Origin of the sequence: Bradyrhizobium embrapense (assembly GCF_001189235.2) — a bacterium.
GTDB lineage: Bacteria > Pseudomonadota > Alphaproteobacteria > Rhizobiales > Xanthobacteraceae > Bradyrhizobium > Bradyrhizobium embrapense.
Map to the genome: position 1 here is coordinate 796014 of NZ_LFIP02000001.1, position 18972 is coordinate 814985.

The 18972-nt window shown below is 64.0% G+C and carries 16 protein-coding genes and 1 tRNA gene; 6 read left to right on the forward strand and 11 right to left on the reverse strand.

The window, feature by feature from the left end:
• Positions 1–27 precede the first annotated feature (27 nt).
• The 3 genes from AKN83_RS04090 (at position 28) to AKN83_RS04100 (ending at position 2629) form a co-directional block, all read left to right on the forward strand.
• Positions 28–708 carry a site-2 protease family protein gene (locus tag AKN83_RS04090; RefSeq protein WP_050404725.1) on the forward strand — a complete coding sequence of 227 codons (681 nt, stop codon included), beginning with the start codon at positions 28–30 and terminating at the stop codon, positions 706–708.
• A gap of 101 nt (positions 709–809) precedes the next feature.
• Positions 810–1217, forward strand: a complete 408-nt coding sequence (locus AKN83_RS04095; RefSeq protein WP_050404738.1) for a hypothetical protein — start codon at positions 810–812, stop codon at positions 1215–1217.
• Positions 1218–1408: 191 nt separating this feature from the next.
• Entirely contained in the window at positions 1409–2629 is a 1221-nt protein-coding gene (locus AKN83_RS04100; RefSeq protein ID WP_050404726.1) for an ABC transporter substrate-binding protein, read from the forward strand.
• 283 nt (positions 2630–2912) lie between these two features.
• Here AKN83_RS04100 and tolA read toward each other — a convergent pair whose 3' ends face one another.
• From tolA to AKN83_RS04135, 7 genes are all read right to left on the reverse strand, one after another.
• Positions 2913–3710, reverse strand: a complete 798-nt coding sequence (tolA, locus tag AKN83_RS04105; protein WP_050404727.1) for a cell envelope integrity protein TolA — start codon at positions 3708–3710, stop codon at positions 2913–2915.
• Between the two features lie 12 nt (positions 3711–3722).
• Entirely contained in the window at positions 3723–4187 is a 465-nt protein-coding gene (gene exbD / locus AKN83_RS04110; RefSeq protein WP_050404728.1) for a TonB system transport protein ExbD, read from the reverse strand.
• Positions 4188–4190: 3 nt separating this feature from the next.
• On the reverse strand, positions 4191–5222 hold the full coding sequence (gene exbB / locus AKN83_RS04115) for a tonB-system energizer ExbB (protein WP_063695177.1): 1032 nt from the start codon (positions 5220–5222) through the stop codon (positions 4191–4193).
• A gap of 3 nt (positions 5223–5225) precedes the next feature.
• A complete protein-coding gene (locus AKN83_RS04120) occupies positions 5226–5915 on the reverse strand; it encodes a Fe2+-dependent dioxygenase (protein WP_050404729.1) in 690 nt (229 codons plus the stop codon).
• An 18-nt stretch (positions 5916–5933) separates the two neighbouring features.
• Positions 5934–8498 carry a TonB-dependent receptor gene (locus tag AKN83_RS04125; protein ID WP_157113198.1) on the reverse strand — a complete coding sequence of 855 codons (2565 nt, stop codon included), beginning with the start codon at positions 8496–8498 and terminating at the stop codon, positions 5934–5936.
• 226 nt (positions 8499–8724) lie between these two features.
• On the reverse strand, positions 8725–8964 hold the full coding sequence (locus tag AKN83_RS04130; RefSeq protein ID WP_028344615.1) for a hypothetical protein: 240 nt from the start codon (positions 8962–8964) through the stop codon (positions 8725–8727).
• Positions 8965–9087: 123 nt separating this feature from the next.
• Positions 9088–9549: a MarR family winged helix-turn-helix transcriptional regulator gene (locus AKN83_RS04135; RefSeq protein ID WP_050404730.1), complete on the reverse strand. Its 462-nt coding sequence runs from the start codon at positions 9547–9549 to the stop codon at positions 9088–9090.
• Positions 9550–9732: 183 nt separating this feature from the next.
• On the opposite strand from AKN83_RS04135, the gene AKN83_RS04140 reads away from it, so the two are divergent.
• From AKN83_RS04140 to AKN83_RS04150, 3 genes are read left to right on the forward strand one after another with little or no spacing between them, the layout of a single operon-like run.
• The gene (locus tag AKN83_RS04140; RefSeq protein ID WP_050404731.1) at positions 9733–10902 is read left to right on the forward strand and encodes an efflux RND transporter periplasmic adaptor subunit; all 1170 of its coding nucleotides are present in this window, start codon (positions 9733–9735) and stop codon (positions 10900–10902) included.
• Complete coding sequence (locus tag AKN83_RS04145) at positions 10899–14045, forward strand: multidrug efflux RND transporter permease subunit (protein ID WP_050404732.1); 3147 nt, start codon at positions 10899–10901, stop codon at positions 14043–14045. Before AKN83_RS04140 ends, AKN83_RS04145 begins: the two co-directional genes overlap by 4 nt.
• 57 nt (positions 14046–14102) lie before the next feature.
• Positions 14103–14654 (forward strand): invasion associated locus B family protein, encoded by a 552-nt coding sequence (locus AKN83_RS04150; RefSeq protein WP_083991913.1) that lies wholly within the window; start codon positions 14103–14105, stop codon positions 14652–14654.
• Positions 14655–14851: 197 nt separating this feature from the next.
• Here the strand turns inward: AKN83_RS04150 and AKN83_RS04155 are convergent, their stop codons facing one another.
• From AKN83_RS04155 to AKN83_RS04170, 4 genes are all read right to left on the reverse strand, one after another.
• Entirely contained in the window at positions 14852–15259 is a 408-nt protein-coding gene (locus AKN83_RS04155; RefSeq protein ID WP_050404733.1) for a GNAT family N-acetyltransferase, read from the reverse strand.
• 146 nt (positions 15260–15405) lie between these two features.
• Positions 15406–15479 (reverse strand) — tRNA-Gln (locus tag AKN83_RS04160).
• 188 nt (positions 15480–15667) lie between these two features.
• Positions 15668–15880 carry a hypothetical protein gene (locus tag AKN83_RS04165; RefSeq protein ID WP_050404734.1) on the reverse strand — a complete coding sequence of 71 codons (213 nt, stop codon included), beginning with the start codon at positions 15878–15880 and terminating at the stop codon, positions 15668–15670.
• A 158-nt stretch (positions 15881–16038) separates the two neighbouring features.
• Complete coding sequence (locus tag AKN83_RS04170; protein ID WP_063695178.1) at positions 16039–18516, reverse strand: penicillin-binding protein 1A; 2478 nt, start codon at positions 18514–18516, stop codon at positions 16039–16041.
• Positions 18517–18972: the final 456 nt, after the last annotated feature.

Consider the following 18972-nt stretch of genomic DNA (forward strand, 5'->3'; position numbering starts at 1 on the left):
TCCCAAGCGAACCCGAGGCGGCAGGCATTGAATATTTCCCTCTATGACGTCTCCGTCTGGGTGCTGCCGCTCATCATCGCCATCACCTTCCACGAAGCCGCGCACGGCTTCATCGCGCACCGGCTCGGCGACGACACCGCCTGGAAGCTCGGCCGCGTCAGTTTCAACCCACTGAAGCATATCGATCCGTTCGGCACGCTGATCCTGCCCGCGATGCTGCTGTTCGCGCATTCGCCGTTCCTGTTCGGCTACGCCAAGCCGGTGCCGGTGAACTTCCGCAACCTCAACCATCCCAAGCTCGACATGGTGTGGGTGGCGCTGGCCGGCCCGGTCACCAACATCATTCTGGCGACCGCAGCGGCGCTGGCATTCCACGCACTGCCATTGGTTCCGGCCGATGCGGCGCAATGGGCCGCGGATAATCTGAAAAACGCTTTCCTGATCAACATCGTGCTCGCGATCTTCAACATGATGCCGATTCCGCCGCTGGACGGCGGAAGGGTCGCGGTCGGGCTGTTGCCGCGGCCACTGGCAATCCCGCTCGCCCGGCTGGAGCCCTACGGCATGCTGATCCTGATCGGACTGTTGATCCTGCTGCCCGTGATTGGCAGGCAAATCGGCCGAAATCTCGATGTTATTTCAATGATACTGCGAACTCTGACCGGATATGTTGGGAATGCCCTTCTCCTCCTCACCGGAAACACATAGCTTTTGATCTGGCGCATGATCTGACCGGAAATCGATGCCACTTTCCGGGTCATGGGCAAGGACGGGAACGCTTCGAGGCCATGGTGATCAAAGCTGCCGATATGCTGATTGCGCGACGCGCCGACACCCGCGCGCGGGCTGACTTTGCGACCTGGAAGATGATGGCCAAGTTGAACGGCGCCTCCGCCCTGCCGCCTGAAGCGCAGAATTTCCTCGCCATCTACAAGAAACTGCTGGAGCAGATGAGCGACGCCGAAGCCGGCGAGGCGACGATGCAGGAGATGTACCGCACCTACTATGCGGAGATGGGCGGCGCCGGCAAAGCACCCGAGGTTCCGGCGCGCACGCGCGAGCCCGCCGCCGACACCGGCAACGTCACCGCGTTCCGCCGCCTGCCCGCCAAGAAGACCGCCGCCTCCGCTTCGAACGCCAGGCGTCCGATGCCGGTGGCGCTGATCTTCGCCTGCCTCGTCGTGGTCTACGTCGCGATTCGGTACTACTGGAAATAGCGCGGCCGGCGCTCCGAGCCACATCCGCTTTCATCACCGGCGCGTGCCGCGGCATCCCGTCGCGCGTCACGGCCTGCGCAATCACCGCACCGTGGAATTTCGCGTGCGATCGCTCGTGGCTGTGCCCTAGGCGATGCGCCCGGTGCCGGGCATAATGAGAACTCAAGAACAAAAATCAGACTGGAGGAAAGATGAAGCGTTCCATTGCAGCTTTGGTGATGACCACGAGCCTCGTGTTGGCCGGCAGCACGTCGGCGCAGACGACGGACAAGGTCGCCAAGGTCGGCGCTCTCGGCGACCAGTCCGGTCTCTACCAGGACATCGGCGGACCCGGCTCGACCGTGGCAGCGCAGATGGCGATCGAGGATTCCGGGCTGCTGGCGAAGGGCTGGAAGATCGACCTGATCTCGGCCGATCACCAGAACAAGCCCGACGTCGCGGTCAACATCGGCAAGCAGTGGATCGATGTCGAGAAGGTCGACGTGTTCGTCGATCTCGCAGCTTCCAATGTCGGGCTTGCGATCGCGAACCTCGCCAAGGAGAAGAACGTCGTCAACCTGAACTCCGGCTCGGCCTCGTCCGACCTCACCGGCGCGCAATGCTCGCCAAACACGGTACACTGGGTCTACGACACCTACATGCTCGCCAACGGCACCGGCAAGGCGCTGGTCAAGTCCGGCGGCGACAGCTGGTTCTTCCTCACTGCAGACTACGCGTTCGGCCAGGCGCTCGAGCGCGATACGTCGGCGGTCGTCACCGCGAATGGCGGCAAGGTGCTCGGCAGCGTCAAGCATCCGCTGAACAACGCAGACTTCTCGTCCTTCCTGCTGCAGGCGCAAAGCTCGAAGGCCAAGATCGTCGGTCTTGCCAATGCCGGCGGCGACACCACCAACGCGATCAAGCAGGCGGCCGAATTCGGTATCGTCTCGGGCGGCCAGCGGCTTGCGGGCATGCTGCTGTTCATTACCGATATCAACGCGCTCGGCCTCAACGTCGCGCAGGGCCTGAACTTCACCGAGACATTCTACTGGGACATGAACGACCAGACCCGCGCCTTCACCAAGCGCTTCATGGAGCGGTTCAAGAAGAACCCGCCGACCATGGTGCAGGCAGGCGTCTACTCGTCGCTGATCCACTATTTCAAGGCGCTGGAAGCGCTCGGCGGCAATCCGCATGACGGCCGCGCCGTCGTCGCCAAGATGAAGGAGTTGCCGACCGACGATCCCTTATTCGGCAAGGGCTCGATCCGCGTCGACGGCCGCAAGATCCACCCCGCCTACCTGTTCGAGGTGAAGAAGCCGTCGGAGTCGAAGTATCCGTGGGACTATTACAAGCTGGTTGCGACCATCCCCGCGGATGAAGCCTTCCTGCCGCTCGAGAAGAGCGCCTGCCCGCTGGTGAAGAAGAGCTGATGGCGTCATTCGGAGCTCGCCAACGGGGCCGCGCAAAGCGCGGCCCGATGATTTCGACGCCTGCGGCCAAACTCGCGGTGTCATCCCCGCGAAAGCGGGTGATCCAGTATTACAGAGACAGCAGTGCTGGAATCGAGAAGCCGCGGCGTACTGGATCGTCCGGTCCATGTGCGCAATTGCGCACAGGCCGGGCGATGACAGCGAGGATGGGGACGCAGCTTCATGTTCTCGCGACATGAAGCGTCCGCGTTCTGCCTTTCGAATTGCGTGCGTCGCGCGCTCGCTACTTCTTCGGCTTGTTGAAGGTGACGGGAAGCGTGAAGGAGAACTGGTCCTCGGTCAGTCCGGCCGGCGGCGCGGGCACCGGATCGGAACGGTGCACCATCGAGACCGCGGCGTCGTCGAACGCAGCATCTCCCGACGTTTCCATCACGGCGACCGACAGGACCTTGCCGAGACGGTTGAGCACCAAAGCGAGCTTCACCTTGCCCTCCTTGGCCTTGACGTTCTCAGGGAATTTCTTGTGCAGGTCGAGATAGGCGCTGATCTTCTTGCCCCATTTGGCCGTCAGCGCGAACTTGTCCTTGCCGATGCCCGGATTGGGCGCCTTGGTCGTATCCGACTGACGCGTCGCGTCGTCCAGCTTGGTCGGCGATTGGTCCTGGTGCTTCTCGGCGGCCTCGCTCGTCTCGGTCTGAACCTTGGCGACCTGAGCGTCCTCCTCCTTCGGCTTCTTGCTGTTGTCTTCCGTGACGATGCGATCGGCGTCCTCGGTCTCGGTCGGCTTGGCCTGCGGAAGGTCGGTCTCCTTGACCTCCGCCTTCTGCTGGGTCATTTCCGGCGAAGCTTCCTGTGCGCGGTCCTCCGGTCCAGGGGGTGCCGGGTTATCCTCGTCGGTTGCTGAGGCAAGCTCGACGGCGTACTCCGCGCCGGCGGCACCAAGCCCTTCATCGCCGTCGTCGCCGCGCAAATTTGTCAGCGCCAGCGCCGCGCCGCCGAGATGCAGTCCGACCGCCGTCACCGCGGCGATCACCCAGAGCCGCTTCGACGTCCGCAGATCAAGATCGGGGTTGGTGGACATCGCGCTTCGCCGTCAGGGTTTGGCCGGTTCGACCTGCGCCGGTGCGGGCGCTCCGGGAACGCCCTCGAGCGTCACCAGCTTGACATGGGTATAGCCGCCGGCGCGCAACAGCTCCATTACGCCCATCAGCTCGCCATAGGGTACCATGCGATCGGCGCGCAGGAACACGTATTTGTCCCTGGTCATGTCAGGTACCGCATCGAGCGAATTGATCAGGTCGGCGCGCTTCACCGCGTTCTCGCCGATCGCCAGCGTGAGGTCCGGCTTGATGCTGAGATAGGTCGGCTTGTCCGGCTTCTTCTGCGGCGTTGCGCTCGAGGTCGGCAGATCGATCGGCAGGTCGACGGTCGAGAGCGGCGCCGCCACCATGAAGATGATCAGCAGCACCAGCATCACATCGATGAACGGCGTGACGTTGATCTCGTGGGATTCCGCGAAATCGTCGTCGCCGTCGTTCTCGGAGACCGAGACTGCCATCGCCTACTCCGCCGCTGCGGCCCGCGGATGCGCGGTGCGCGGAACCTCGCCGGGAATGCTGCCATGGGTGCGATCGAGATCGCGCGACAACAGCCGCCCCGCCGCGCCCGAAGCACGGTTGACGAGTTCGAGATAGACCTTCGTGACGCGCGAGAAGTGGTTGTAGATGATCACCGCCGGGATCGCCGCGACGAGGCCGATCGCGGTTGCGAGCAGCGCTTCCGCGATGCCCGGCGCGACCACGGCGAGATTCGTGGTCTGCGACTTCGAAATACCGATGAAGCTGTTCATGATGCCCCAGACGGTGCCGAACAGGCCGACGAAGGGCGACGTCGCGCCGATGGTCGCGAGCAGCCCCATGCCGACGCGGATCTTGCGGGCTTCGGCGCGCACGATTTCGGCGAAGCTCGATGCCGCGCGCTCCTTGATGCCGGCATCGCTGGAGATGCCCGCCGACAGCCGTCCCTCGCGCATCGCAGCCGCAATGAACGACGACAGCACGCTGCCCTTGGCGCCGAGTGCGAACTGCGCCTCCGCCAGCGAGCGCGATTCAGCGATCTTGGCGAGCGCGCCGCGCAGCTTGCTCTGCGCCACGGTCAATTCGACCATCTTGGCGATGAACACCGTCCAGGTCACGAGCGATGCGAAGGCGAGACCGAGCATCACCGCCTTCACGATGATGTCCGCGTTCAGGAACATGTTCCACGGCGACAATTCGTGCAGGCCGGTCGAGGTCGACTTCAGCACCTTGGCATCACCGTTCGCGAGCACGGCCGGCGACGCATCGAGTGCCGTCGGTGCCGGAGCCGCCGCGGCAGGCGCCGCCGCGGCCTGGGCTTGCGGTGCCGCGGGCGCGGTCGGGGCACCCCGAGCGGCGGCCGGCGATTGAGCCACGGGTGCGGACTGGGCCCGGGTTACCGGCGCGGGCTGCGCGGCAGGCGCCGTTTGCTGCTGCGCCGAAGACGGCGCGGCCAGCATCAGCATCGCCAGCGAGGCGATCAGGGCGGATGCAGCGGGGAACTTGAATGTCATCATCAGTTACACTTCAGCCCAGTGACGGATCAGGTTGTGATAAATCCCGGTCAATTTGACCGTTTCAGGGTCATCGCGGCCCAGCCGCTCCACCAGAGCCTGGATCGCAGTATCGAGATCGAAGATCAGGCTGCGCGCGTGGGCATCGCGTACCATGCTCTGCAGCCAGAAAAAAGACGCTACCCGGGTCCCCCGCGTGACCGGCGTGACCAGATGCAGGCTGGACGCAGGATAAACCACGAGATCGCCTGCCGGCAGCTTGATTTCATGGGATCCGTAGAGGTCCTCGATGACGAGCTCGCCGCCATCATAGTCTTCCGGCTCCGATAAAAACAGCGTGACCGAGAGGTCGGTGCGGATCCGCATGCCCGTCAGCCGGTCGCCCCGCACCGCATTGTCGACGTGCAGGCCAAAATGGTGCCCGTCGCTTGCGGCATAGCGGTTGAACAAGGGCGGAAAGATTTGAAGCGGGATCGCCGCCGAGATGAAGCGCGGGCTCGCCGACAGCGCCGACAGGATCCGGTTGCCGAGCAGCCTGGCGACCTCGCTGTCGGGCGGCAGCTGCTGGTTGCGCTTGACCATCGCGGACGCAGCCCCCGCGGTCGAGCGGCCGTCCTCCCAATCGCTGGCATCCATGATGCGGCGGAAGTCCGCCACATCAGCCTTGCTCAGTACGTTGGGAATACAGACCAGCATCTCGTGCCGCAAAGCCTCTCAGTAACGCGCAGACACAACCAGGTAGGCGGCGCGTCCCGGCGCCTCCAGCACGAACGGTGCTGCGCTCTGATACAGCGCGTCGTAGTAGCGTTTGTCGAAGATGTTGTTGACGAACAGCTTCATGGTCCAGTGCTTGTCGATCTTGGCCTCGGCAAAGGCGTCGAAGCGCCAGTAGCTCGGGATCGACGTGCCTTGGTTGGCCGCGAGGAACGTGCCGCCGTACATCCTGGAGCGATACACCGCTTGCCCGCCGATCTCCCACATGTCGGTCAGCTGGTATTTCGAGAGCATGCTGAACGACTGATGCGCCACGTTGGCGAGCGGCAAGCCAACGTTCGAAGTGTACAGAATCGTGTTGGCTGGCGGAATATTCGATTTGGTCACCTCCGACTGCATCAACACGAGGCCGCCGAACACGCTCCACTTGTCAGTGATCTTGCCGCCTACTCCGAGATCGATGCCGCGGATGCGATAGGCCGCGCCAGCGCTGATGCAGGAGACGGTGCCGGTCGTGCCGGCCGGATAGGGACATGCGGCGGTTGCAGTCGCCGCGGTGACGTTCATCGATTCGCGCGCGTTCTCCTTCTCGGTCTGGAACAGCGCCGCCGTAACCAGCAAATGACGATCGAACAACTCCCACTTGGTGCCGACTTCAATCGCCTTGTTTTTCTCCGGCCCGAAGATCTGGTTTGGATTGCCGTTGAGAACCGGCGCGATGCCGCCATACTGAATGCTCGTGCCGTCAAACTCCGCGCCGACGGGGTTGGATGACGTGGCATAAGCGGCATAGACGCTCCCGTTCGGCAACGGCTTGAGCGTCAAGCCGAGGTTGAAGTTCGGCATGCCGTAGTCTTGCTGTTGCTGACCGAAGACGTTCGCGACACCATTGACCGTACCGTAGCCGCTGGTCTTGATGGTGTAGTCGTCATAGCGGACGCCGCCGTTCAGGATGACAAAGTCGTTGTAGTTGGCGGAATCCATCACGTATCCGCTCACAGTGTCGATACTGATCTTGGTTGGCCTGCCGTTGAGGCTCGCGCTGTTCGTAAACGGGATGTTGGTGTATTGCGGGTTGAAGACGCTGACGCCGGAGAGCGAGCCACTTCCCGTGAAAGACGATGGACCGGTGGTTATTTCGGAGGCAAGGCCGGTGAAGCTGTCGATCGAAGACCGCTCGTTGTCGTATTCGACGCCCGCTGTCGTCGTATGTTTGAAGCCGAGCCCATCGACCGACTTGTAGGTCGCCTCGGTCTGGTTGGCGAACACGTCGGTAACCTGGAAGCGGCTCTGCGGGTTGGCGCTCAGCGTATAGGCGGTGAACGGCGCACCTGCGGCCAGCGTCGGCGATTCCGGCAGCGTGCCGATGTATTTCTGGGTCGAACGCGATTCACGGATCTTGTTGCTGAGCATGAGGTCCGGCGTGACCTGCACCTCGGCATTGATGGTGCCGATGTCCTGCCCGGTCCGGAAGAAGTCCCGGTTGACGAAGCCGTAGAAATTGTTGCGGTTGACGCCGAAGTCCGGGAACGGGCCGCCGGCCGTGCTCGCGGTGCTCGGCCGATAGTACGGCACGCCGAAGTCCGGGATGCCGGTGAGTTCGGTATGGATGTAGTTGCCGCTGATCTTCACCGCATCGACCGGCTTCCAGGTCGCAGCGACGAAACCGCCATCGCGATTGTCGGTGACATAGCTGCGGCCGGCGACGCCCGCATCCTGGAACAGGCCGCCGGCGCGGATCGCCAGCGTCGGGCTGATCACCTGGTTGACATCGAGCGTCACCCGCTTGGTGCGATCGGTGCCGAACGAGGTGTCCATGTTGTAGAAGCTGTTCTCGGTCGTCGCCTGCTTGGTGACGATGTTGATCGCGCCGCCGGTGGTACCGCGGCCTGCAAAGGACGAGCCCGGGCCGCGCAGGATCTCGACCTGCTCGGTGAAGAAGTTCTCGCGGACGCTCACGCCGGCGTCGCGCACGCCGTCGATGAAGATGTCGTTCCGCGCATCGAAGCCGCGGATGAAGAAGCGATCGCCGAACGCGTTGCCGCCCTCGCCGGTGCCGAGCGTGACGCCGGCCGTCGACAGGATCGCCGATTTCAGCGAGGTGGCATTCTTGTCCTCGAGCACGTCCTTGGTCAGCACCGTGACCGACTTCGGCGTGTTCAGGATCGGCTCGGGATATTTGCCGGAGGCCTGCAAACGGTCGCCCTTGTACGGCGCGGCCGGATCGGCGTAGCGGTCGCGATCAGCGGGAAGACCGCCGGCATTCGGAAACGGCACCGGCGCTTGCTGGGCCTGCTGATTGCTGCGGCGCGCGGCGCGGCGCAGCGCGTTGCGGGCGCGGACCTGGTCCGATGTGGGCTTTGACGTGACGGGCCGCGGACGCGCAAGCGGGGCATCCACATTCACCGGCGGCAGGCTGGACTGCTGCGCTTCAGCTCCCGAAAACGACGCCACCGCGATCAGGCTCGCGACGGCGGAGACCTTCGTGGCGGAATAACCCGTATCATCAGCCGACCCCATCGCCGCATCGAAGCGCAGCGATCTCGGCGCCTTCACATTGCTCATGTCTTGCACGCCCCCAGAAAAGCAAGTCCGTGCGCGAAATCACCATGCGACGAACTGTCCCTTTCGGTTATCGAGCGCGACCTTTTTTATCAATGCGACGAGCGCCACAGTTGGCTTGAATCGCCCCAATTCAAAGCGATTCTAATCTGTGCTTTGAAATCGTTCTAAACTCTAGTTTTTAAGCGTTCTAATAATGGTTCTAAATCGGCGCCAACGGCATCTGCAATCATTCGGCGCTTGGCGGCTTCATCAGTGAGAACAGCTCGTCGATGGTCCGCTGCGCGACCTGCCGGACGCGGTCGCTGTTCTCGAGGCCGGCGATATTGACGCCGTTGACGACCGCTTTGATCTCGTCGCGGAAGTCGGTGAGAAAGCGCAGCGGGTCACGCTGCTCGTTGGCGACGCGCGCGATCAATCCCGTGACCAGTATCTGGCAAGCCATCATGCGCCCGTTCAATTCGTCCATCGCTGCCCTCATCCTCTCGCATCGTCGCTCCGCGATATGAACGACATCCGGCGTCGTTTCAACCGCGTCGCGCGAACCGCATCAGATGAACGGATGGAGAGCAGATCCGCGACGAGCCGCGCGCTATTTCGCGGCGATGTGCTCCGCCTCATCGCCGAGCGCCTTGATGCGATCCTTGACCTCGCGCAGCGTGGCAAGGCCGCTTTCGACATGCTCGTCGGAGACGTCGCGCAGCACGTCGCCGGCGATCGCATCGCGCAGACTGTCGAGCTCGTCGACGAGGCGGCGCCCGGTCCTGGTCAGGAACAGACGATTGGCGCGGCGATCCCTGGGATCGGGGCGCCGTTCGAGCAAGCCGTGCTCGACGAGGCGGTCAAGCAGCCGCACCAGCGAGATCGGCTGCAACTCGAGAACGTCGGCAAGATCGACCTGGGACAGGCCCTCCTGCTCTCGCAGCCGGAACAACACGATCCACTGCGCGCGCGTAGTGCCTCGCGCCTTGGCGCGATGATCGATATAGTTGCGCAGCAGCCGGGAACTCTCGACGAGCTGCGCAATGAACTGGCGTTTGAGATCGAGCGACATGAGGGGTCCTCGGTGCGTTTCCCAGTCGGAATATTTCTGCTCGTTTCTGACCTAAACCTTTCCAAATGTTTAGGATTCTCAAGCCTTGGTGTGTTTACACATTAAGTGCACGCATATTATATCCGCAAGCTCTGTGAACCGTTTCGATCACCCTTTATTGTTACGTCGAACCCAAGAGTCCGCATGTCAAAGTCACGCACCATCGGTTGGGTTTTAGTGATCGCTGCGGTCGGCGCCGCCGGCTATTTCGGCTGGCAAAAATACTCCGACAACAAGCTGGCAGCCGAAGCCGCGCAGAAGCGTTCCGCCCAGCGCCCGGCCGTCCCGGTCAAGATCTCGCCGGTCGAGAAGGCCGACTTCCCGGTGTACCTGACTGGACTCGGCACGGTGCAGGCGTTCAACACCGTCCAGGTCCGCACCCGGGTCGATGGCCAGATCACCAGGATCGCGTTCAAGGAAGGCCAGTTCGTCAAGGCGGGCGACACGCTGGTTGAGATCGATCCGCGGCCCTATCAGGCGACGCTCGACCAAGCCAAGGCCAAGAAGGCCCAGGACGAAGCCAACCTCGCCAACGCCAACCTCGACCTGCAGCGCTATACCAAGCTCGGCGAGTTCGCGACGCGCCAGCAGCTCGACACCCAGCGCTCCACCGTGGCCCAGCTCACGGCCCAGATCTCCGCCGACGACGCTGCGATCTTCAACGCCCAGACCCAGGTAGACTACGCCACCGTGAAGGCTCCGATCGACGGCATTGTTGGCCTGCGGCTGGTCGATATCGGCAACATCGTCAACGCCTCGGCCCAGACCGGCATCGTGACGATCACCCAGATCGAGCCGATCACCGTGATCTTCACCGCTCCGGAAGACCAGCTGCCCGACATCAAGGCGGCGCTGGCGGTGGCGCCGCCCAAGACCATCGCCCTGACCACCGACGGCAAAAAGTTGCTCTCCACCGGAACCCTGGCGCTGATCAACAATCAGGTCGACACGACGAGCGGGACTGTCCGGCTGAAGGCGGTGTTTGATAACAAGGACCATGCACTATGGCCGGGCCAGTCGGTCTCGACCCGGCTTCTGGTCAAAACGCTGAAGGATGCCACCGTCGTCCCGGACGACGCGGTGCAACATGGCACCGAAGGCCTCTACGCGTATTCAGTCAATCAGGAGAACAAGGCCGAGCTTCGCAAGCTCAAGGTCAGCCAGTCGATCGACGGCAAGTCGGTGATCGAGGATGGCCTGTCGCCGGGACAGCAGGTGATCACCGCGGGCCAGTACAAGGTCTCGCCGGGAACCCTGGTGACGACGGCGGTGGCGAGCTCGGACCAGTCCCAGTCGAAGGTCACGCAGGAATGAGCGACGGAATTTCCGCACCATTCATTCGCTTCCCGATCGGCACCTCGCTGCTGATGGCGGGTATCCTGTTCGTCGGCCTCGTCGCCTACCCTCTGCTGCCGGTCGCGCCGCTGCCGCAAGTCGACTTCCCGACCATCCAGATCACCGCGACGCTGCCGGGCGGCAGCCCGGAGACCATGGCGAGTTCGGTCGCCCAGCCGCTGGAGCGCCAGTTCGCGCAAATCCCAGGCATCGCGCAGATGACCTCGACGAGCTATCTGGGCACCGCGTCGGTCACGATCCAGTTCGACCTCAACCGCTCGATCGACGGCGCCGCCAACGACGTGCAGGCCGCCATCAACGCCGCCAGCGGCCAATTGCCGAAGAACCTCCCCTCGCCGCCGACCTATCGCAAGGTCAATCCGGCGGACGCGCCGATCATGCTGCTGTCGGCGACGTCGGATACGCTGCCGCTCACCACGGTGAGCGATTCCGTCGACGCCCAACTCGCCCAGCAGATCAGCCAGATCTCCGGCGTCGCGCAGGTCATCATCGGCGGCCAGCAGAAGCCGTCGGTCCGCGTCCAGATCGATCCCGCCAAGCTGGTCGCGAAGGGCCTGTCGCTGGAGGACGTCCGCGCCGCGATCAACATCGCAACCGTCGACAGCCCGAAGGGCAACATCGACGGCGCCACCCGTGCCTACACCATCTATGCCAACGACCAGCTGCTGACGGCGGATCCGTGGAACGACGTCATCATCGCCTACCGCAACGGCGGGCCGCTGCGCATCCGTGACATCGGCCAGGCGGTTACCGGACCCGAGGACGCGAAGCAGGCGGCCTGGGCCAACGGCAAGCGCGGCGTGTTCCTCGTCGTCTTCAAGCAGCCCGGCGCCAACGTCATCGACACCGTCGACAAGATCAAGGCGGCGCTGCCCCGGTTGGTCGCGGCGATCCCGCCGGCGGTCAAGATCGAGGTCATCTCCGACCGCACCACCACGATCCGCGCCGCGGTGGAGGACGTTCAATTCACCCTGCTGCTGACCATCTTCCTGGTCGTGATGGTGATCTTTGTCTTCCTGCGCAGCTTCTGGGCCACCGTCATCCCGGCGGTGACCGTGCCACTGGCGTTGCTGGGCGCCTGCGCGCTGATGTGGGTGTTCGGCTACACGCTCGACAATCTGTCGCTGATGGCGCTGACGATCGCGGTCGGCTTCGTGGTCGACGACGCCATCGTGATGCTGGAGAACATCAGCCGCTACATCGAGGAAGGCGAGAGGCCGATGGCCGCCGCCTTCAAGGGCTCCAAGGAAATCGGCTTCACCATCGTCTCGATCAGCATCTCGCTGGTCGCGGTGCTGATCCCGCTGCTGCTGATGGGCGGCATCATCGGCCGCCTGTTCCGCGAATTCGCGGTCGTGCTGGCGATGACCATCTTCGTCTCGATGTTCGTGTCGCTGACGCTGACCCCGATGATGGCTTCGCGCTTCCTGCGCGCCCACAATGAGGAGCGGCACGGTCGTCTCTACAAGCTCAGCGAGCGGGGCTTCGACGCCATGCTGCGCGGCTATCAGAGCGGGCTCGACCTCGCGCTGCGCTGGAAGTTCACGACCCTGATGATCTTCTTCGCGACGCTGGCGCTGTCGGTCTACATGTTCGTCATCATCCCGAAGGGCTTCTTCCCGCAGCAGGACGTCGGCCTGATCACCGCAACCTCGGAAGCCAACCAGGACATTTCGTTCGCCGAAATGAAGGGCAAGCAGGAGGAGCTCAGCAAGATCGTCATGCAGGATCCCGGCGTGGCGACGGTGGCGATGGCGATCGGCGGCAGCGGCCGCGCCGGCAACAACGGCAACATGTTCATCACGCTCAAGCCGCTGAAGGAGCGCGATGCCAACGCGCAGCAGATCATCGCCCGCCTGCGGCCGAAGCTGGAGAAGGTGCTCGGCGCCCGGCTGTTCATGCAGGCCGCGCAGGACGTCCGCCTCGGCGGCCGCCCGACCCGCACCCAGTTCGAGTTCACGCTGCAGGATGCCGACCTGTCCGAGCTGAACCAGTGGGCGCCGAAGATCCTCTCCAAGATGCAGACGCTGCCGCAGCTGCGCGACGTCGCGACCGACCAGCAGACCAACGGCACCACGGTCGAGCTGAAGATCAACCGCGACACCGCCTCGCGCTACGGCATCCAGCCGCAGCTGATCGACGACACGCTCTATGACGCCTTCGGCCAGCGCCAGGTGACGCAGTACTTCACCCAGCTCAACAGCTACCACGTCATCCTCGAGGTGCTGCCGGAGCTGCAGGGCTCGGTCGACACGCTGAACAACATCTACGTCAAGTCGCCGCTGACCGGCGAGCAGGTGCCGCTGTCGACCTTCGCGAAGTGGACCACCGTGCCGGTGCGGCCGCTGTCGATCAGCCACCAGGGCCAATTCCCGGCGATCACGATCTCCTTCAACCTGGCGCAGGGTGTCGCGCTCGGTCAGGCGACGGACGCGGTGCAGAAGGCGATGATCGACCTCGGCGCGCCGCCGACCCTGAGCTCGAGCTTCCAGGGCACTGCGCAGGCGTTCCAGCAATCGCTGTCGACCGTGCCGTTGCTGATCCTGGCGGCGCTCGTGGTCGTCTACCTCATCCTCGGGATTCTCTACGAGAGCTACATCCACCCGATCACGATTCTGTCGACGCTGCCCTCGGCCGGCGTCGGCGCGCTGGCGATCCTGATGGCCGCGGGCTTCGACTTCTCGCTGATCGCGCTGATCGGCATCATTCTCCTGATCGGCATCGTGAAGAAGAACGGCATCATGATGGTCGACTTCGCGATCGCCGCCGAGCGCGACCAGCACATGGAGCCGGTGGCGGCGATCCGCCAGGCCGCCCTGCTCCGCTTCCGCCCGATCATGATGACGACGATGGCCGCGATGCTCGGCGGCGTGCCGCTGATGCTCGGCACCGGCACCGGCTCCGAGATCCGCCAGCCGCTCGGCTACGCGATGGTCGGCGGTCTGATCGTCAGCCAGGCGCTGACGCTGTTCACGACGCCCGTCGTCTATCTCTATCTCGACCGGCTCTCCAACGCGTTTGCGAATTGGGGCCGCTCGCCGCGCGCCGACCACGACGCTGACGACGGCGAAGACGGTTCGGTCAAGCAGGCCGCCGAGTGACTTGACTTTGCCTACAAGCCGGCACATCCGAAAGATGATCATTTCGGAGCCGGTACCGTGAAGATTGTCGCAAGGTCGTTTGTCGTCCTGTTCACCGCGTTCGGCCTGGCCGGCCTTGGCCACGGCCAGGCGCCCAACGGCAAGACTACGCCCGCGGCGGCCGCTCCCGCCGCCCCTCAAGGTGACGCCGCATCGCCCAACAACACCGGTTGGGTCGCGCGCTGCACCAGCGCGAGCCGCGAGGCGCCGCTCGAATGCGCGATGGAGCAGACCGCGGTGCTCACCAAGACCGGACAGCTGATCGTGCTGGTCAATATCCGCGTCCCCGGCGACACCCGCACGCCGGTTGCGCTGATCCAGCTTCCGCTCGGGCTGAACCTGCCGGTCGGCGCCAAGCTGCAGGTCGACGACGGCAAGGCCGTCGATGTGCCGATCCAAACCTGCGAGGCGCGCGGCTGCTATATCAATGCGCCGATCGCGCCCGACGTGCTGACGCAGCTCAAATCGGGCAAGCAGCTCAAGGTGTCGTTCCAGAACCTCGGCAAGGAGACCATCTCGATCCCGATGCCGCTCGCCGACTTCGCCACGGTGTACGACAAGATCAAGTAGCCGGCCGTCCGCTGAACAATGACGACTCTCATCGAACGAGGCTGATTGCCTGCCGTCTTAGGGGCGCATTGCCAAATATCGAAAAACAACCCCATGCAAAGGAGCCGGCGGACAAGGCGGCGGTATTATTCTACTATTCCGAAGCCATGGAGACGCCCCCTCGCCCGAGCGCGATCGCAGATGGCCTTTGCGGACCACTAGCGTTCCCGCTTGTAGAGGAACGCGTTGTCCGGCTGCGGCATGCCGATCGATTTGTAGAACCCGACCGAGTCCGGTGCCGCCAGCAGCAGGCACATCGATTCCGGTCCCGCATGCCGCCGCGTTTCCGCGATCAGGCGCTTGCCGATGCCATGGCCCTGATAGAAGCGATCGACCGCGAGATCGGACAGATAGCAGCAATAGGCGAAATCGGTCAGCGCGCGCGAGACGCCGACCAGTTTTCCAGCCTTCCGCGCCGTCACGATCAGATTGGCATTGGCGATCATGCGCCCCATCCGGTCGGCATCCGCGAGCGGACGCCGCTCGCCGAGGCCCGATTGGCGCAGCACATCAATGAACTCGTCGACGCCGATCGACGACTCGCGGGCATAGAGAATTTCGTCCATCAGCTTGAACCTCCGTCGCAACATCGGGGCGGCCGAGACCGCAGGCGCGAGACCATGGTGGATTACGCCGGGCTGATCCAGCCTCGAAGCCGCCTGCGCGCAATCTCAGAACATTTCGGATGATGGTCCTGCCGTCGAGGCAAGATTGGCTGGGGAACCTGGATTCGAACCAAGACAAACAGAGTCAGAGTCTGTTGTGCTACCGTTACACCATTCCCCAAGATCAGTCCGTGGTATCAACAGCTTAGCTGGATGACTGGACATCTCGGTGCAGCGGGTTCGCCTGCCAAGTCAGCGCCCGCGCGAGTGCGACCTTCTACCCGCTTGCTCCCACGCTTGGCAAGCATTGATGGCGTGGAATAGGCGTGAAAATCGCGGCAAGGACGGCGATCAGCGTCGCGGGAGGAGCTACATTGCGGCGAGCAGTTCAAGCAGTACGCCAAGCAGCACTTCGGGGCACGCTGCAAGCAGGGCTCCAATGCCAAATCCTACGGTGCCGAGCGCGACGGCACCAATCCAGCCGTGCCACCCCCATCCAAGGACCGCGCCCATCAGGGTTGCCGCCCCAACCACAACAACGGTCCAGATCAGCCGTATTACGACAAGCAACGCCTTGACCATCGCGATCCGCGGCTCGGCGCGCCCGGACGCGAAGGGAACGCCTCGTTGCAGGGGCTCTCCGGTCGAGCACTCTATTTTGGGTCGGCGCCGCGCGCGGCGCGTTCAACCACGGCGGCGAAGCGCCGCACCACCCAACGGGACTGTCTTGCACTTCGGCGTCAATACAGCCCGCCCGTCCCCGACCGCATCACGGCGCGATCCGCGTCCGGCGAGATGCCCTGCTGGGTCCCGTCGATCACATCGGTGCCGGCGACCAGCGTCGGATCATAGTACGGCGGCGCCTGGCCCGGCTTGAAGGCCTCGAGCACGACGCCCCTGTTCTGACCGGGCGTCGCGCGCAGACCGGTCTTGGCATCGACCAGCACCAGGCGGATGCCGACCGGCTGCTTGAACGGGGTGGCGGGCTTGTCGGCCAGCGCGAGTTTCAGGAAGTCGCGCGCGATCGGCGCCGCGGTGTGGCCGGCCTGCGCGTTGCGGCCGAGCGAGCGCGGCTTGTCGTAGCCGACATAGAGACCGACCACGAGGTCCGGCGAGAAGCCGACGAACCAGAGATCCTTGGCCTCGTTCGAGGTGCCGGTCTTGCCGGCCAGCGGCTTGCCGACCTCCTTCAGCGCGGTGCCGGTGCCGGCCTGGATCACGCCCTCCATCAGCGAGGTGATCTGGTAGGCGGTCATCGCGTCGAGCACTCTTTCGCGGCGGTCGACGAGCTGCGGCTCGGGCTGGTTCTTCCAGCCTTCCGGCGCGTCGCAGCCGCGGCATTCGCGCTGGTCGTGCCTGAAGATGGTGTGGCCGTAGCGGTCCTGGATGCGGTCGATCAGGGTCGGCCTCACGCGGACGCCGCCATTGGCGATCATCGAATAGGCCGTGGCCATCCGCATCACTGTGGTCTCGCCGGCGCCGAGCGCATAGGCGAGATAGTTCGGCAGCTCGTCATAGACGCCGAAGCGCTTGGCATACTCGCCGATCACAGGCATGCCGATCTCCTGGGCCAGCCGCACGGTCACGGTGTTGAGCGACAGGCGCAGCGCGTTGCGCAGCGTGACCTGGCCCTGATACTTGCCGGTGGAGAAGTTCTCCGGCCGCCAGATGTTGCCCTGCCCCTGGTCGATCTCGATCGGCCCGTCGATCATCACGGTCGAGCCGGTGTAGCCATTGTCGAGCGCGGTCGAATAGACGATCGGCTTGAAGGTCGAGCCGGGCTGCCGATAGGCCTGCGTCGCGCGGTTGAACTGACTCTGGTCGAACGAGAAGCCGCCGACCATCGCGAGCACGCGCCCGGTGTGCGGATCCATCGCCACCATCGCGCCCGACAGTTCGGGGATCTGGCGCAACCGGTACTGGCCCTCGACGGCCTTGCCGTCCTTGAACAGCGGATCGGCGTAGATCACGTCACCGGGCTGCAGCACCTGCGAGACCGCGGTCGGCGTCTTGCCCTTGGTCCTGGCCCAGCGCACGCCGTCCATCGTGATGATGCCGGTCTCGCGCTGCTTGCTGACGGCGCCGCCGAGCTCGCGGCCGGGCTGGAAGCCGATCCGCGCCGACTGGTCGTTGCTCTCCAGCACCACCGCCATCCGCCACGGCGAGATGTCCGAGAGCGATTTGATCTCGGCGAGCGGGACGCCCCAGTCGCTGGTGAGGTCGAGCTTCTGGATTGCGCCGCGATAGCCCTGTTGCTCGTCATAGTTCACGAGCCCCGCCACCATGGCCTTGCGCGCCATCACCTGGACCTTGGGATCGAGCGTGGTGCGCACCGACAGGCCGCCCTCATAGAGCTTCTTCTCGCCATAGCGCTCGAAGATGTCGCGGCGGACCTCTTCGGAGAAATATTCGCCGGCGAAGGTGTGCGCGCCGTTGCTGCGGTTGGTGACGGTCAGCGGCTCCTTGCGCGCCTTGTCGGCGTCGGCAGCGGTGATCCAGCCGTTCTCCTGCAGGCGGTCGATCACGTAGTTGCGCCGCTCGATGGCGCGCGCGCGGTTGCGCACCGGATGCAGGCTGGCCGGCATTTTCGGCAGCGCCGCCAGATAGGCCGCTTCCGAGACCGTCAGTTCATTGACGGACTTGTCGAAATACACCAGCGAGGCCGCCGCGATGCCGTAGGCACCGAGGCCGAGATAGATTTCGTTGAGATAGAGCTCGAGGATCTTGTCCTTGGAATAGGCCCGCTCGATTCGCATCGCCAGCAGGGCTTCCTTGATCTTGCGGGTGAACGACACCTCGTTGGTCAGAAGGAAGTTCTTGGCGACCTGCTGGGTGATCGTGGAAGCACCCTGCGGACGGCGGTTGGAACCGAAGTTCTGGATGTAGGAGACGCCGGCGCGCGCCATGCCGGTGTAGTCGACGCCGCCGTGCTCGTAGAAATTCTTGTCCTCGGCCGCGAGGAAAGCGTTGATCACGAGCTTCGGCACGGCCTGGATCGGCAGATAGAGCCGGCGCTCCTTGGCGAATTCGCCCAGCAGCGATCCGTCGGCCGCGTGCACGCGGGTCATCACCGGCGGCTCGTAGTTCTGGAGCTGCGAATAGTCGGGCAGGTCCTTGGAAAAATGCCAGAATAGCCCTGCGACCGCGGCGAGACCAGCCAGGAACAGGATGGTTCCTGCGGTGAACAGGAACCCGAAGAACCGCAACAGAAATTTCATCGACCAGATTTTCCGTGGCGAATACGTCGCTCGTTCTGAGGGCGCTGCGTGCCACTTAGGCCGCCCGGTATATCGGTCACACCATGGACCTGCAATTCAACACAGCAGAATTAAAGCGCGCCAGGCGCCAAACTTATGCCATAGAGCCCGGCTCGTGCGCGCAGCCAAATCAGGGCCCTCCCCGCTGTTCGGACACTCCGCGGGACCGCGTCGACCTGCAGCCCTCCCAACCTTCCGTCTTCCGATTCGCCGGCCTGCCGGGAACGCGGCACGCGGATCGCCGATCGCCGCGCTTGCGCGGCGAGCCGGTTGCGAAAGAAAAGCGCAGGCCGGTCCGAGCGGTTTCACTACCCCGCTGCCGTTGCAGGCACCGTGTCGTCAGAAACCGGTGGACAGCGCCGGCGAGCCGACAGGATTAATGGTTTATTAACCATAACTACCGCAAGTTGTTGTCGT